The organism is Streptomyces spinoverrucosus (genome assembly GCF_006539505.1).
Taxonomy (GTDB): Bacteria; Actinomycetota; Actinomycetes; order Streptomycetales; family Streptomycetaceae; genus Streptomyces; species Streptomyces spinoverrucosus.
Genome location: NZ_BJND01000007.1, coordinates 72,204 through 87,355, shown reverse-complemented (window position 1 = coordinate 87,355; position 15,152 = coordinate 72,204). Strand labels below are relative to the sequence as shown.

Annotated in this window: 10 protein-coding genes; 4 read left to right on the top strand and 6 right to left on the bottom strand. The window is 72.8% G+C overall.

Annotated features, from left to right (window positions below; translation table 11 throughout):
- Window positions 1-24: 24 nt before the first annotated feature.
- The gene (locus SSP24_RS04815; RefSeq protein ID WP_141307514.1) at window positions 25-1,749 is read left to right on the top strand and encodes a glycoside hydrolase family 6 protein; all 1,725 of its coding nucleotides are present in this window, start codon (window positions 25-27) and stop codon (window positions 1,747-1,749) included.
- Between the two features lie 20 nt (window positions 1,750-1,769).
- On the opposite strand, the gene SSP24_RS04810 is transcribed toward SSP24_RS04815, so the two are convergent.
- Window positions 1,770-2,543, bottom strand: coding sequence for a phytanoyl-CoA dioxygenase family protein (locus SSP24_RS04810; RefSeq protein WP_174864593.1), 774 nt, complete (start codon window positions 2,541-2,543; stop codon window positions 1,770-1,772).
- Window positions 2,544-2,681: 138 nt separating this feature from the next.
- On the opposite strand from SSP24_RS04810, the gene SSP24_RS04805 reads away from it, so the two are divergent.
- On the top strand, window positions 2,682-3,587 hold the full coding sequence (locus tag SSP24_RS04805) for a class I SAM-dependent methyltransferase (protein ID WP_141307512.1): 906 nt from the start codon (window positions 2,682-2,684) through the stop codon (window positions 3,585-3,587).
- A gap of 5 nt (window positions 3,588-3,592) precedes the next feature.
- On the opposite strand, the gene SSP24_RS04800 is transcribed toward SSP24_RS04805, so the two are convergent.
- Window positions 3,593-5,083, bottom strand: a complete 1,491-nt coding sequence (locus tag SSP24_RS04800) for a glycosyltransferase family 39 protein (protein WP_229864769.1) — start codon at window positions 5,081-5,083, stop codon at window positions 3,593-3,595.
- Between the two features lie 113 nt (window positions 5,084-5,196).
- Here SSP24_RS04800 and SSP24_RS04795 point away from each other — a divergent pair, with 113 nt between their 5' ends.
- Complete coding sequence (locus tag SSP24_RS04795; RefSeq protein ID WP_141307511.1) at window positions 5,197-8,634, top strand: nSTAND1 domain-containing NTPase; 3,438 nt, start codon at window positions 5,197-5,199, stop codon at window positions 8,632-8,634.
- A gap of 102 nt (window positions 8,635-8,736) precedes the next feature.
- Here the strand turns inward: SSP24_RS04795 and SSP24_RS04790 are convergent, their stop codons facing one another.
- The 3 genes from SSP24_RS04790 to SSP24_RS04775 form a co-directional block, all read right to left on the bottom strand.
- Entirely contained in the window at window positions 8,737-9,573 is an 837-nt protein-coding gene (locus SSP24_RS04790) for an aldo/keto reductase (RefSeq protein ID WP_141307510.1), read from the bottom strand.
- A 98-nt stretch (window positions 9,574-9,671) separates the two neighbouring features.
- Window positions 9,672-11,498, bottom strand: a complete 1,827-nt coding sequence (locus tag SSP24_RS04785; protein WP_141307509.1) for an AMP-dependent synthetase/ligase — start codon at window positions 11,496-11,498, stop codon at window positions 9,672-9,674.
- 435 nt (window positions 11,499-11,933) lie between these two features.
- Window positions 11,934-12,797, bottom strand: a complete 864-nt coding sequence (locus SSP24_RS04775; protein ID WP_141307507.1) for a LysR substrate-binding domain-containing protein — start codon at window positions 12,795-12,797, stop codon at window positions 11,934-11,936.
- Between the two features lie 147 nt (window positions 12,798-12,944).
- Between SSP24_RS04775 and SSP24_RS04770 the strand changes: the two genes are divergently transcribed.
- Window positions 12,945-13,985, top strand: a complete 1,041-nt coding sequence (locus SSP24_RS04770; RefSeq protein WP_141307506.1) for a bile acid:sodium symporter family protein — start codon at window positions 12,945-12,947, stop codon at window positions 13,983-13,985.
- On the opposite strand, the gene SSP24_RS04765 is transcribed toward SSP24_RS04770, so the two are convergent.
- Window positions 13,921-15,144 carry a DUF5005 domain-containing protein gene (locus SSP24_RS04765; RefSeq protein ID WP_141307505.1) on the bottom strand — a complete coding sequence of 408 codons (1,224 nt, stop codon included), beginning with the start codon at window positions 15,142-15,144 and terminating at the stop codon, window positions 13,921-13,923. The two genes, SSP24_RS04770 and SSP24_RS04765, sit on opposite strands and share 65 nt — an antisense overlap.
- Window positions 15,145-15,152 lie beyond the last annotated feature (8 nt).

Sequence of the window (15,152 nt, the reverse complement as noted above, 5' to 3'; positions counted from 1 at the left end):
GTGAGAGATGAGGAACCCGCACTCATGAGCCGTACCAGAACGAGAACGGCACTGCTCGCCGCGCTGGCGCTCGTGGCCGGTGCGACCGGGACCGCGATGGCGGCGGTGCCCGGCGACGTAGGAGCCTCCGCCGTCCCCTGCACCGTCGACTACACGGTGCAGAACCAGTGGGACACCGGCTTCACCGCCTCGGTCACGGTCACCAACAACAGCGCCGCGAAGTCCGGTTGGTCGGTGGCGTGGTCGTACGCCGGCAACCAGCGGATCACCAACGCCTGGAACGCGAAGGTCACCCAGAGTGGGACCGCCGTCACGGCCGCCAATGAGAGCTACAACGGGACGCTGGCGACCGGCGGTTCGGTGAGCTTCGGCTTCAACGGGACCTACAGCGGCACGAACGCCCTGCCGGACACCTTCACCCTCGACGGGGTGACCTGCAACGTCGACGACGGCAGTGGCGGACCGACCGACCCGCCGGACCCCGGTGGCCCGGGCACACGGGTCGACAATCCGTACGCCGGAGCCAAGGTGTACGTGAACCCGGAGTGGGCCGCGAAGGCCGCCGCCGAGCCGGGCGGCAGCCGCATCGCCGGCCAGCCGACCGGTGTGTGGCTGGACCGGATCGCCGCGATCAACGGCGTGAACGGCGGCATGGGCCTGCGGGACCACCTCGACGAGGCGCTGAGCCAGAAGGGCTCCGACGAGCTGGTCGTGCAGCTGGTCATCTACAACCTGCCCGGCCGGGACTGCGCGGCCCTCGCCTCCAACGGTGAGCTGGGCCCGACGGAGATCGACCGGTACAAGACGGAGTACATCGATCCGATCGCCGCGATCCTCGCCGACCCCAAGTACGCCTCGCTGCGGATCGTCACCACCGTCGAGATCGACTCGCTGCCGAACCTCGTCACCAACACCGGCAGCCGCCCGACGGCCACCCCGCAGTGCGACGTGATGAAAGCCAACGGCAACTACGTCAAGGGCGTCGGCTACGCGCTCAACAAGCTCGGCGACGTGGCGAACGTCTACAACTACGTCGACGCCGGACACCACGGCTGGATCGGCTGGGACGACAACTTCGGCGCCTCGGCCAACACCTTCAAGGAGGCGGCGACCGCCGAGGGCGCCACCGTCAACGACGTACACGGGTTCATCACCAACACGGCGAACTACAGCGCCCTGAAGGAGGACCACTTCACCATCAACGACAACGTCGCCGGCAAGTCGGTCCGCGAGTCCAAGTGGGTGGACTGGAACCGGTACGTCGACGAGCTGTCGTTCGCGCAGGCCTTCCGCAACCAGCTGGTCTCGGTCGGCTTCAACTCCTCCATCGGCATGCTGATCGACACCTCCCGCAACGGCTGGGGCGGCAGCGCTCGGCCCGCCGGTCCGGGTGCGACGACCACCGTGGACACCTATGTCGACGGCGGCCGCTACGACCGCCGGATCCACATCGGCAACTGGTGCAACCAGTCCGGTGCCGGGCTCGGCGAACGCCCGCAGGCCGCTCCCGCCGCCGGGATCGACGCCTACGTATGGATGAAGCCGCCGGGCGAGTCCGACGGCGCCAGCCGGGAGATCCCGAACGACGAGGGCAAGGGCTTCGACCGGATGTGCGACCCGACCTACGAGGGCAACGCCCGCAACGGCTTCAACATGTCCGGCTCCCTGCCTGACGCGCCGCTGTCCGGGCACTGGTTCTCGGCGCAGTTCCAGCAGCTGATGGCGAACGCCTACCCGCCGCTGCCCTGACCCGATCCGGTCCGCCGGGGTCAGGCCTCCCGAGGCTCCAGACCCCGGCGGATCGCGAACTCCACCGCCGAGTAGTCCCCGTCGGCCCGCTCCAGCTGGAGCTGCTCGGCGGGGTGCAGCGGCGGCTGCGCCATGAAACGGGGGCGCGTGCCGTGATGCGGCTGGGCGGCGTGGACGAGGAACGGATGACAGAGGTAGACGTCACCGGGACGGCCGGTGGCGTACGCGAGCGGGCGGTGCGCGGAGGCCGCATCCACCTTCGGGCCCAGCTCCAGGAAGGACGCGCCGTCCTCGCCGTACGGCTCCAGGACCGGGGGTACGTCGAGATGCGAGCCAACCCTGATCCGGGTGGGGGCGTCCGCCTCGGTCACCTCGCTGAACAGGAACAGCATCAGCAGCGCCCGGTCCCTCGACCGGAGGTTGGTGTGCGGCAGTGTGGTGCCCTCGGGGGCGTAGCTGCCCTCGATGTGCCAGCCCGCGTCGTCCGGCTCCTCCTCGTGCGGGAACCGCAGCGGGAAGGTGCCCAGCGAGTAGCGGGACATCCAGCGGTCCGCGCCGACCAGCGCGTCGAACGCCTCGTGCAGCACAGGTGAGTTGACCGCGGCGGCGAACGGTCCCTGCGCCATGTCGTACACCCAGTGCACCGGGTCCTTCCAGGTGCCGGGGTCGGCGGGGTCGTATCCCGTCTCCCGCCACAGCAGCCGTGCGCAGTGCTCGGCGACGCGGGGCGGGAAGGCGCCCTCGATCTTCACGAACCCGTCCTCGAGGAAGCGCTCCACCAGCTCGTCGTCCATGGGGGCCATCGTGGGGGAGCGGGCCCCTTCCGGGCACCTCATTTTTCGCGGCCTCGGTTTGCCGCTTCGGCAACGTCTCTTGCTCCACCCCGGTGTCCCGTCGCACGCTGGCCGCATCCGGAGGAGAGGCTGACCCCCATGGCGCACGACCACCACCACGCCCACCAGCACGAGCACCGGCACGGTCAGCACCACGACCACGCCGAGATCGACTGGACCGAGATGGCCCCGCTGCTGGAGGCGGGCGCCGAGCTGTTCTCGCCCCTGTACGAGCGGGCCCTGGCCTGGCTGGCGAAGCAGCAGACCAACCCCGGCCTGATCGTCGACGCGGGCAGCGGACCCGGCGTCGTCTCCTGTCTGCTCGCCGAGACCTTCCCGGCCGCCCGGATCGTCGCCGTCGACGGCTCCGAGCCGCTCCTCGACCGGGCCCGCGACCGCGCCGCCCGCCTCGGTCTCGCCGACCGGTTCAGCACCCTGGCCGGTGACCTGCCCGACGTCCTCGGCGACCTCGACTACCCGGCCGACCTGCTGTGGGCCAGCCGCAGCCTGCACCACCTCGGCGACCAGCGCGCCGCCCTGGCCGCCTTCGCCGAACGGCTGGCACCCGGCGGCACGCTGGCGATCGTGGAGGGCGGCCTGCCCACGCGGTTCCTGCCACGTGACATCGGCATCGGCCGCCCGGGGCTCCAGGCCCGGCTGAACGCGGTCGAGGAGGAGTGGTTCGCCGAGATGCGCGCGGCGCTGGCCGGCACGGTCGACGAGACGGAGGACTGGCCGGCGCTGCTGACCGCAGCGGGCCTGGCCCACACCCGTACCCGCAGCTTCCTGCTCGACCTGCCCGCCCCGGCCCCCGACCGGGCCCGCGCCTACGTCGCCGCGACCCTCTCCCGCATCCGCGAGGCCCTCGCCGACCGCCTCGACGCGACCGACCGCACCACCCTCGACCGCCTCCTCGACCCCGAGGACAAGGCGAGCGTCCACCACCGCCCGGACCTCTTCCTGCTGGCGGCGCAGACGGTGCATACGGCGAGCAGGGCGCTGTAGGCGACTCAGCAGCGGCCGGGGCGCGCGTACACCGCGATCCGCGCCCCCTGCACCCGCCACACCCGGCACTCCTCGAAGTACGTGTCCAGCACCCGCCGTTTGACCAGCTCCGGCTCGGTCCGGTCCAGCGGCTGCCCGGCCGGGTCGCGCAGGGCGACGATGCGCGGTGTCGCCAGCATCCGGGCCCTGAGGACGGACGCGGGCACCTCCGTGCCGTACAGCGTGTGCGAGTCGGCCGGGGTGCCGTCCAGGGCGATGTCCCGCAGCCCGCGTACGGCCGTCGGATCCGGCAGCGACCACACCCGCCGTCGCGCCGGGAGATAGAGGATGCCGTCGGCGTCCCGCCGGGCCTCGCGCACTGCCTGGGCGATCGCGGTGAGGTCGTCGGTGCGGCTGGCGGGTGCGCGCAGCTGCGCCGAGTAGGGCAGCAGGGCGAGGGCGGCGGCGCCGGCCGCGAGCAGCGCGGTGGCCCGGGCCCGGCCCAGCCGGTCCACCGCGGCGCCGATCAGCAGGGCGGTGCCCGCATGGCCGTAGAGCACATAGCGGTCCACGTACAGCGGCTTGACCAGCGACGCCAGCATCAGCAGCAGCGCGGGCAGCGCCAGCAGGGCCAGCGCCAGCACCGGCAGCCGTACCGGCCCACCACCTCCGCACAGCAGCGCGGCGCAGCACACGCCGAGCACCACCACCCCGGCGAAGCTCGCGACGGCACCCGCCCCGAGGCCGCCGATCCACGCCACCTGGGCCGACTGGCCCGCGCTGAACACGGCGAGCGGCGCGACCCCGGCGCAGACCGGCACGGCGGCCCGTATCCAGGCCCGGCGCCGCACGGCGGGCACGGCCACGGCGTGCGCCACCAGGGCCAGTACGGCGAACTCGTGCAGCAGGCACGCGCCCAGCAGCACCGCCCCGTACCCGGCCCAGGCCCGGCGGCTCCCGGTCGTCACGGCCCGGACGAGGAGATACGTCGCCCAGACCACCAGCGCGCACACCAGCGCGTACGACCGCCCCTCCTGCGCATACCGCTGCACCGGCGGCAGCAGCGCGAGCACCACACCGGACAGCAGCCCGGCGCGCGGCCCCGCGAGGCGGCGGCCGAGCAGGGCCAGCGTGCCGCAGGCCGCGGCGGTCGCCAGGACCGACGGCAGCCGGAGCACCAGCAGCGGATCCACGTCGCCGAAGAGCCGGAACAGGCCGTGCATCAGCAGGTAGTACAGGCCGTGCACGGCATCGGCCTCGGCGAGCGTCGCCCACAGCTCGGGCAGTTCGCGCCGCGCCATGTCGTACGTGACCGCCTCGTCCCGCCACATGCTGCCGCCGCGCCGCACGCCCCACAGCCCCAGGGCGAGGGACACGGCGACGGGGACGAGGACGACGGCGTAACCGCGCGTACGGGGCGGGGACTCCTGAACCGATATGCGGGTGACGGGCCTTGAGGACTGGACGGTGACGATGACGGACTCCGGTGCGTGTGGAACGGAACGGGGACTGCGCACCGTCGAGTCCAGGCGCCGAGGGATTGATGGGCAGCCCCCGTCCGGAGCGCCAATCAATCGCCGTGGGCCGGTTGTTAGCGTGGGAACGGCAGGTGAACAGGGGGGAGCCGGGTATGGGGCGACGGGAGAAGCCGTTGGATCCCGCGGCGGGGGTGGTGCAGTCCTTCGCCCATGCACTGCGCAAGCTGCGCGACGAGGCGGGCGCGCCGACCTACCGTGCGATGGCCTCGCGCGCCGGTTACTCGGGCCCGACCCTCTCCGCCGCCGCGGCCGGGGAACGGCTGCCCACGCTGCCCGTGCTGAGGGCCTACGTCACCGCGTGCGGTGGCGACGTCGAGGAGTGGACGCGCCGTTGGCACGAGGCCGTCGCCGAGGCGGCCGAGCCCGCCGGGGACGACGCCGACTGCCCATACCCGGGACTCGCCCGGTTCGACACCGCCGACCGCGACCACTTCCACGGCCGCGCCGAGCTGGTCGCCGAACTGCTCGAACTCACCGCCCGCAGACGGGTCTCGGCGGTGGTCGGCGCCTCGGGCAGCGGCAAGTCGTCCCTGCTGCGGGCCGGTCTGATCCCCGCCCTGCGGGAGACGGACGCGCCGGGGCCGCTGATCCCGGCCGTGCGGGAGACGGACGCGCCGGGGTCGCTGATCCCCGGCGTGCGGGAGGCGGACGGCCCGGGGCCGCTGATCCCCGGCGTGCGGGAGGCGGACGGCCCGGCGCTGCGGCCCGCCGCCATCCGGGTCCTCACCCCCGGTGCCCACCCCGACCGCACCCACGCCGCCCTATTCACCCCGCACCCGGCGCCCGGCGACACCGTCCTCGTCGTCGACCAGTTCGAGGAGGTCTTCGCCCTGTGCGCCGACGCGGCCGAACGCGAGCGGTTCGTACGGCGGTTGCTCACGGCCCTGGACCCGGCGCACCGGCTGCGTGTCGTGCTCGCCGTGCGCGCCGACTTCTACGGCCGCTGCGCCGAGCACGGCCCGCTCGCCCACGCGCTGCGCGACTCCACCCTGCTGGTCGGGCCGATGGCACCGGCGCAGCTGCGCGAGGCCGTCGTCCGGCCGGCCGCCGCCCGGCGCCTGGTCGTCGAACGCGCCCTGACCGCCCGGATCGTCGCCGACGTGGCCGGTGAACCCGGCGGTCTGCCGCTGATGGCCCACGCCCTGCGCGAGGTCTGGCGGCGGCGCACCGGCAAGACGCTCACCCTCGCCGCGTACGAGGCCGTCGGCGGGGTGCGGGGCGCCGTCGCGCACACCGCCGAGGCGCTCCACGCCGACTGCGCCCCCGACGAGCAGGCCGCCGTCCGTGCCCTGTTGCTGCGCCTGGTGAACCCCGGCGACGGCACCGCCGACACCCGGCGGCCCGTCGACCGCGCGGAACTCGGCTCCGATCCGCTGACCGCGCAGGCCCTCGAACGGCTCGTCCGCGCCCGCCTGCTGACCGTCGACGGCGACACCGTCGACCTCGCCCACGAGGCCCTCATCGCCGCCTGGCCCCGGCTGCGCGGCTGGGTGGAGGACAGCCGGGAACGGCTCCGCGCCCATCGCCGCCTCACTCAGGCGGCCCGCGCCTGGACCGAGTTGGCGCGCGACGAGGGCGCCCTGTACCGAGGGGTACGCCTGACGGAGGCGCGGGAGGTGTTCGGCGGCGCGGCCGGTGAACTGACCGCGCTGGAGCGGGATTTCCTCGCCGCGAGTGTCGAGGCGCACGAGCGCGGGCTTCGGGTGGCCGCCCGGGCCACGCGTAGGCTGCGGGCGCTGACCGGCGCGCTCGCCGCGCTGCTGTGCCTTGCCGTGCTGGCCGGTGTCGCCGCCTGGCGGCAGAGCGAGGTGAGCGCGCAGCGCCGCGACGAGGCCGAGGCCCGCCGGGTCGCCGCCCTCGCCGACACCCTCCGGGCCACCGAGCCGCGCACCGCTATGCGGCTCGCCCTCGCCGCCTGGCACACCGCGGACCTGCCGGAGACCCGGCAGGCGCTGCGCACGGCGGCGGCACAGAGCGAACGCGACGCCTTCACCCAGCCCGAGGACGGGGGCCGCGCGGTGAACGCGCCCGCCTGGCTCGGCCGGGACGGCCGGGTACTGACCTCGGTTGCGCACGACCGGGCCGTGCAGTGGGACGTGCCGGGGCACCGCCGCCTGCGCACAGACCAGCGGCGCGGCCTGTCGGCGGGCGTCGTCGACGTCAGCGCCGACGGGAGGCTGGTGGCGTACTGGGGCCCGGGCCGCCGCGAGCTGCTGATAGGGGACCTCGCCGACGGCGGCACACGCTCGCTCACCACCGGTCCGGCGACCGACACGGACGGGGCGTTCGGGCCGAGCGGGCACACCTTCGTCGTACGGCGGCTGCTGCACGACCGGCCGGACGCACGCTCGGTGGTGGAGGTGTGGGACATCCGCCGGAACCGCCTCCTCGTACGCGACACCCGGCCCGAGGACGGCGGCGCCCTGCCCGTGCTGAGCCCCGACGACCGCCGTCTGGCCTGGTGCACGGACACCGACGGCCGTCTGCACGTCCTCGACGTCACAACGGCCCGCCCGGTCCCCACCCGGATTCCCCGGGCGACCGAGCGGGCCCTGTGCCAGGCGGAGCAGCTCACCTTCACCCCCGACGGCCGTGCCGTCGCCGCCGCGACCACGGACGGCGTCGTGACCTGGGACTTCGGCGCGGGTCGGGAACGCCCCCGGCTGCCTGTGGCGGGCGGCGCGCTCGCGGTGGACTTCTCCGGCGCCTACGCCCTCACCTGGAGCAGCGGGGCACTCTCCCTGTGGCGCACCGACACCCCGCCCCCCGCCGACGGCGGCCCGCGCGAGCCGCTGCTCACCCACCCGCTCGCCGCGTCCGCGATCGGGGACATCCGCCTCGACGCGGCCGCCGGTGTGCTGCGCTACCGGGAGAGCGGACGCACCAGCACCGTCCGCACCCTCTCGCTGCACGGACTGACCGGCGAGGCCTGGCGCACCGCACCGGCGACCGCCGCCACCCGCACCGACACCGTGGCCGCCGACCCCGCCCGCCGCGTCGCCCTCACCTCCGAAGGCACCCTCCGCGACCTCGCCACCGGCAGCGAACGCGAGGCGGTCACCGGCGAGGACTACCTCGTCGCCGGTGCCTTCAGCCCCGACGGCCGCCGTCTCGCCGTCTCCGACACCCACGGCCGCGTCACGCTGTGGGACACCCGGAGCTGGCGCAGGATCGCCGTCCTGCGCGCGGTGGACCCGTCGATCGACCGGCCGGTCCTGGAGTTCTCGGCGGACGGCGCGCTGCTCGCCGTGAGCGCATCCGACGGATCGGTACGGGTGTGGGAGACGGCGGCACCGGGGCTGCCGGCCGCCGTACTGCCGGTCGGGGACGGGCCCGTGCTGCGGCTGGAGTTCACCGGGAGCGGTGACCGACTGAGCGTCGGTCCACCCCATCTGGCCGCCCGTTCACGGGAGATGAACCCAGACCGGGCCGCCGACGCACTGTGCGCCCGTGCGGGCGGTGGGCCCACCGAGGCCGAGTGGCGGCGGTATGTGCCGTCGGTGCCGTACCGGGACGTCTGCGGTCCTTGACCTGCGACGACCTGCGACGCACGCGAAACGCCCCGGAACCGCTGTGGTTCCCGGGGCGTTTCGCATGCGATCTCGACGTTACGGCCTTGAGGTCAGTTGAGGTCAGCCCATCTCGAACGTGGCCGGGTCCGGGCCCAGGCGGCGGTCCTCGTTCAGGGCGCTGATCGCCGCGAGGTCCTCGGTGTCCAGGCTGAAGTCGAAGACGTCGATGTTCTCCCTGATCCGGGACGGCGTCACGGACTTCGGGATCACCACGTTGCCGAGCTGGAGGTGCCAGCGCAGCACGACCTGGGCGGGCGTGCGGTTGTGCTTCTGGGCGATGGCCACGATCGCCGGGACCTCCAACAGGCCCTTGCCCGAGCCGAGTGGCGACCAGGCCTCGGTGGCGATGCCCTGCTCCGCGTGGTACTCCCGGGCGGCGTGCTGCTGCAGGTGCGGGTGCAGCTCGATCTGGTTGACGGCCGGGACGACGGACGTCTCGGCGATCAGCCGCTCAAGGTGCTCCGGCAGGAAGTTGGAGACGCCGATCGCCTTGATCCGGCCGTCGGCGTGCAGTGTCTCGAACGCCTTGTACGTGTCGACGTACTTGCCCTTCGACGGGGTCGGCCAGTGGATCAGATACAGGTCCACGTAGTCCAGGCCGAGCTTGCCGAGGGAGACGTCGAAGGCGCGGAGGGTGGAGTCGTACCCCTGGTCGCTGTTCCAGAGCTTGGTGGTGACGAAGAGTTCCTCGCGGGGGAGGCCGGAGGCGGCGATGGCCTTGCCGGTGCCCTCTTCGTTGCCGTAGATCGCCGCTGTGTCGATGCTGCGGTACCCGGCCTCCAGCGCCGTGGCGACCGCCTGCTCCGCCTCGTCGTCCGGCACCTGCCAGACGCCGAAGCCCAGCTGGGGCATCTCGACGCCGTTGTTGAGGATGATCGGGGGGACCTTGCTGCTCACGAGCTCTTGATCCTTTGGTTGTCGTCAGGTGGTACTCCTATCGTCAACGATCACGGGCCCGGATGCATTCCTGACCGGAAAACGGGCCGGAAGCGGCCTCACGTCCGGTACAGCGCGTCGACCTCCTTGGCGTAGGCGTTCTCGATCGCCTTCCGCTTCAGCTTCAGCGACGGCGTGAGCAGCCCCTGCTCCTCGGTGAACGGCTGCGCCAGGATGCGGAACGTGCGGATCGACTCGGCCTGCGAGACGAGCGTGTTCGCGGCGACCACCGCCCGCCGCACCTCGGTCTCCAGGTCCGGGTCGCGCACCAGCTCGGCGGGGGTGAGCCGGGGCTTGCCCCGCATTTGCAGCCAGTGCTCGACGGCTTCCTGGTCGAGGGTGACCAGGGCGGCGACATAGGGGCGGTCGTTGCCGACGAGGATGCACTGGGCGACCAGCGGGTGGTCCCGTACGCGTTCCTCCAGCAGCCCCGGCGCCACGCTCTTGCCGCCCGATGTGACCAGGATCTCCTTCTTGCGGCCGGTGATGGTGAGGTAGCCGTCCTCGTCGAGGGAGCCCAGGTCGCCGGTGGCCAGCCAGCCGTCGTGCAGGGTCTCGTCGGTGGCCTTGGGGTTGTTGAGGTAGCCCTGGAAGACGTTGGGTCCGCGCAGCCAGATCTCGCCGTCGTCCGCGATGTGCACGGCGACACCGGGGATGGGCTGCCCGACCGTGCCGTAGCGGGTGCGCTCGGGCGGGTTGGCCGTCGCGGCCGCCGTGGACTCGGTCAGGCCGTACCCCTCGTAGATCTGCACGCCCGCGCCCGCGAAGAACAGGCCCAGCCGCCGGTCCATCGCCGAGCCGCCGGACATGGCGTGCCGCACCCGGCCGCCCATCGCCGCGCGCACCTTGGAGTAGACGAGCTTGTCGAACAGCTGGTGCTGCATGCGCAGGGCCGCCGACGGGCCGGGCCCGATGCCCCACGCCTTGGACTCCACCGCGTCCGCGTACCGCACGGCGATGTCGACGGCCTTCTCGAACGGCCCCGCCTTGCCCTCCCGCTCGGCCTTGCGGCGGGCCGCGTTGAAGACCTTCTCGAAGATGTACGGCACGGCCAGGAAGAACGTCGGTTTGAAGGCGGCCAGGTCGGGCAGCAGGGCGGCCGCGTTGAGCTGCGGCTGGTGGCCGAAGCGGACCTTGCCGCGGATCGCGGCCACCTCCACCATCCGGCCGAACACATGCGCGAGCGGCAGAAACAGCAGGGTCGCCGCCTCGTCGCCCTTCTTCGAGTGGAACACCGGCTCCCAGCGCTCGATGACGGTGTCGGCCTCGTACATGAAGTTGCCGTGCGAGATGACGCAGCCCTTGGGGCGGCCGGTGGTGCCGGAGGTGTAGATGACCGTGGCGACCGAGTCCGGGGTGACGGCCTTGCGGTGCCGGTGCACCACCTCGTCGTCGAGGTGGGCGCCGGCGTCGTACAGCTCCTGGACGGCACCCGAGTCGAGCTGCCACAGGCGGCGCAGCCTCGGCAGCCGGTCGATGACGGTGGCGATGGTCATCGCGTGGTCCTCGTGCTCCACGATCGCGGCCGTCACCTCCGCGTCGTACAGCATCCAGTAGCACTGCTCGGCCGAGGAGGTCGGGTAGACCGGCACCACCTGGGCGCCGATCGTCCACAGCGCGAAGTCGAACAGCGTCCACTCGTAGCGGGTGCGGGACATGAGGGCGACTCGGTCGCCGAACCGGACGCCCTCGGCGAGCAGCCCCTTGGCGAGGGCGAGCACCTCGTCGCGGAACTCGGCGCAGGTCACGTCCCGCCAGCGCCCGGCGTCGTCCTTGCGCCCGAGCGCGATGTGCAGGGGGTCGTCCTGGGCGTGCTCGAAGACGACGTCGGCCAGACCGCCCACCGGGGGTGCCAACGCCAACGGAGGATTGGTGAACTCGCGCAAACCCGTTCCCCGCTCTCTGTGACGGCTCCCTGTGACGCCCGCACAGGCCGTGAAAGCTACCCCACGGCCAGTCGTGACGGGAGGGGTGCGAAAGCGGAGCGGGGCTCAGGTACGCGCTGGTCAGCGGGGAAAATGCGCGCACATGGGGAAGGGTCGGACAGATTCCTGACGATGGAGTAAGTTTCGGCACCGTAATCTCCACCGAATCTGTACGACATACCGGCAGCGGCCGCCGCGCCGGCTGTACAGCTAGGGTCTGTCGTTTGGATCAGGCTGGCTGTGAGAGGGGGTGTCTTATGGCCGACCCGAGCGGGGTCTGGTGCGTGCAGCTGCAAGGCGGAGGAGGGAGTCGACGCGGAGCGTCGGCGACCGACGACAACGCGGCAGATGTGCGTGCCAGGCCCCGCGACGCCAGCATGATCCAAACGACAGACCCTAGCGCCGGTGCAGTCGGTCGCCCGCCGCCAGGATCGCCGTAGCCAGGGCGTCCGCCGGGCCCTGGGCGGTGGGGCGGCGGTGGCCGTGGACCAGGACGAAGTCAACCTGGCCGAGTTCGGGGAGGCCGAAGCGGTCCGGGACGCGGACCAGGCCCGGCGGGACGAAGCCGCGGGAGTGGGCCATCACGCCCAGGCCCGCGCGGGCGGCGGCGATCAGGCCGTTGAGGCTGCCGCTGGTGCAGGCGATGCGCCACTCGCGGCCCTGACGCTCCAGCGCCTCCAGGGCGAGGGCGCGGGTGATGCCCGGCGGGGGATAGACGATCAGCGGGACCGGGCGGTCGGGGTCGAGGCGGAGGCGTTCCGCGCCGATCCAGACCAGGCGGTCGTGCCAGACCAGTTCGCCGCGCGGGTCCTCGGGGCGCCGTTTCGCCAGGACCAGATCCAGTTTTCCGGCCGCGAGCTGCTCGTGCAGGGTGCCGGACAGCTCGACCGTGAGCTCCAGGTCGACCTCGGGGTGGTCGTGCCGGAAGCCCTCCAGGATCTCCGGGAGCCGGGTGAGTACGAAGTCCTCCGAGGCGCCGAAGCGGAGCCGGCCGCGCAGCCGGGTGCCGGTGAAGAACGCCGTGGCCTGCTCGTGCACCGCCAGGATCCGGCGCGCGAAACCGAGCATCGCCTCGCCGTCCTCCGTCAGCTCCACGGAGTGCGTGTCCCGGCTGAACAGCTGCCGTCCGGTGGCGTCCTCCAGCCGCCGGACGTGCTGGCTGACCGTCGACTGGCGCAGCCCGAGCCGCCGCGCGGCCTGCGTGAAGCTCAGCGTCTGGGCGACGGCCAGGAACGTGCGCAGGTGAGAGGGGTCGTACACGAGTACCAAGCTATCGCGCCTCGTGATGACAGTCAGAGTGGTATGCCGGATTCACGATCGGCGGGTGAGGGAGCAAGATGGAGCGGGGACCCGTGAGCCCGTACAGGCCCTCAGATCCAAGCCTCATGTTCAAGCAAGTGGAGCACCGTGAAACGCCTGCGTTGGCCGTCCTGGATGCCGATCGACCCGTACATCCTGCTGTTGCTCGGGACGGTGGGCCTCGCGGCGCTCCTCCCGGCCCGGGGTACGGGCGCCGACGTGGCCTCCGGCGCCTCCACCGCGGCGATCGCCTTCCTGTTCTTCCTCTACGGCGCCCGGCTGTCCACCCGTGAGGCGCTGGACGGACTCAGGCACTGGCGGCTCCACGTCACCGTGCTGGCCTGCACCTTCGTCGTCTTCCCGCTGCTCGGACTGGCCGCCCGTGGACTGGTCCCGGTGTTCCTGACCCACTCCCTGTGGACCGGCCTGCTGTTCCTCACGCTGGTCCCGTCGACCATCCAGTCGTCGATCGCGTTCACCTCGATCGCCCGCGGCAACGTGCCCGCCGCGATCTGCGCCGGCTCCTTCTCCTCCCTCGCGGGCATCGTCATCACCCCGCTGCTCGCGGCGTCGCTGCTGGGCGGCAGCGCGGGCGGGTTCAAGGCCGACTCGGTCATCAAGATCGTGCTGCAACTGCTGGTGCCGTTCCTGGCCGGGCAGGTGCTGCGGCGCTGGATCGGCTCCTTCGTCGCCCGCCACAAGAAGGGCCTCGGATACGTCGACCGCGGCTCGATCCTCCTCGTCGTGTACACCGCGTTCAGCGAGGGCATGGTCCACGGCGTCTGGCACCAGGTCAGCCCCGTCCGGCTGGCCGGGCTGCTCGGCGTGGAGGCGGTGCTGCTCGCCGTGATGCTCGCCCTGACCTGGTACGGCGCCAAGGCCCTCGGCTTCAACCGGGAGGACCGGATCGCCATCCAGTTCGCCGGGTCGAAGAAGTCGCTGGCCTCCGGGCTGCCCATGGCGAGTGTGCTGTTCGGCGCGCAGGCCTCGCTGGCCGTGCTGCCGCTGATGCTCTTCCACCAGATGCAGCTGATGGTGTGCGCGGTGATCGCCAAGCGCCGCTCCCACGACCCGCGCGAGCAGCTCACTCCACCGGCTTCAACCGCAGCGTCACGAACCGCGGTCGGTACCGGGCCACGTTCTGGCTGACGGCCGCCGCCGCGCCCGTCGTCTCCAGCCAGTTGACGTCGTAGCTGAGGACGAGACTCCCGTCGTCGACGTCGGGGTGCGCCTGCGGGTTGTACGCGGCGACCCCGCCGGACGGCAGTGGCGGGCTGAAGCCGCGCGTCGGCCCGTGCCACGGCCCGGTGGGGGAGCAGGCCCAGTACGACGTCACCGTGCTCAGCCCGGCCGCGCCCGCCGCCATGGTGAACAGCACGTACGTGTCCCCGTCCCGCACCACCGAGAACGCGCTGCCCACCCCGGTGCGCCGCTCGTCGCCGAGCACCGCGGCCGGGCGGGTCCCGGTGACCCAGGCGGAGCCGTCCCAGTACTCCCAGGCGGCCGGATCCGCAAGCCCGCCGTCCGGCACCCGCGCCACATACGCCGACGAGGCCGGGCGGGACACGGCCTGCCCGTCGTCGCCGCCGAAGACGTACGTCCAGCCGTCCTCGGCCACCAGCGTCGTACCGAACAGCACCCGCCGGGACGGATCCGGCACCGACTGCTGGTCGAACACCTTGGTGATGGACTCGACCCGCAGCTCCGGCAGCGAGAGCGTGGCGACCTCGGTGGCGAGCGGCACCCCGTAGATCCACGGCGACTGGCCGGCCGCGCGCGTCCACAGCAGCACCCGCACGACCTGTTCCGCCGAGCCGGGGGAGCGCGGCTCGACCCGGGCCGCGACGGGCCAGCGCCACTGGCCGGGGGCCGGGTCGGGGAAGAGGGGCGCCGGGAGTGTCGTGCGCAGGCGGCCCCCGGACATCACCACCGCCGAGTTGCGCACCATCGGGGCGGTGCTGTCGCGCCAGGCGTACGACTCGCCGGACGGGTTGGGCGGGGGATGCACCGGGCCGAGGAAGGTGTCGGAGAACAGCCACAGCACCCGGCCGTCCGGCAGCTCCAGCGAGTGGGTGCCGTCACCGCCGGTCCAGTCGTCGGTGCGGCCGGAGTCGTCGCCGTAGCGGGCGAACTCGCCGGTGAGCGCGTCGGCGGCCGACCAGGAGGCGACCGTACGGCCCGTGCACGCGCCGCCGCCCTCCCGGTCGCCGTCCGGGAGGGCGGTGAGCAGCACGGCCGCGAGAACCAGGGCCAGCAGCAGTCCGGCCCCGGTTCCCGCGCGCTGTCGTGCTCGTCGCTCGTCGGGCACGCTCCGCG

What these genes read in the sequence shown, in the direction of transcription:
- SSP24_RS04795 (WP_141307511.1), top strand. Translation starts at nt 5,197, where the DNA reads ATGGGGCGACGGGAGAAGCCGTTGGATCCCGCGGCGGGGGTGGTGCAG.
- SSP24_RS04805 (WP_141307512.1), top strand. Translation starts at nt 2,682, where the DNA reads ATGGCGCACGACCACCACCACGCCCACCAGCACGAGCACCGGCACGGT.
- SSP24_RS04810 (WP_174864593.1), bottom strand. Translation starts at nt 2,543, where the DNA reads ATGGACGACGAGCTGGTGGAGCGCTTCCTCGAGGACGGGTTCGTGAAG.
- SSP24_RS04815 (WP_141307514.1), top strand. Translation starts at nt 25, where the DNA reads ATGAGCCGTACCAGAACGAGAACGGCACTGCTCGCCGCGCTGGCGCTC.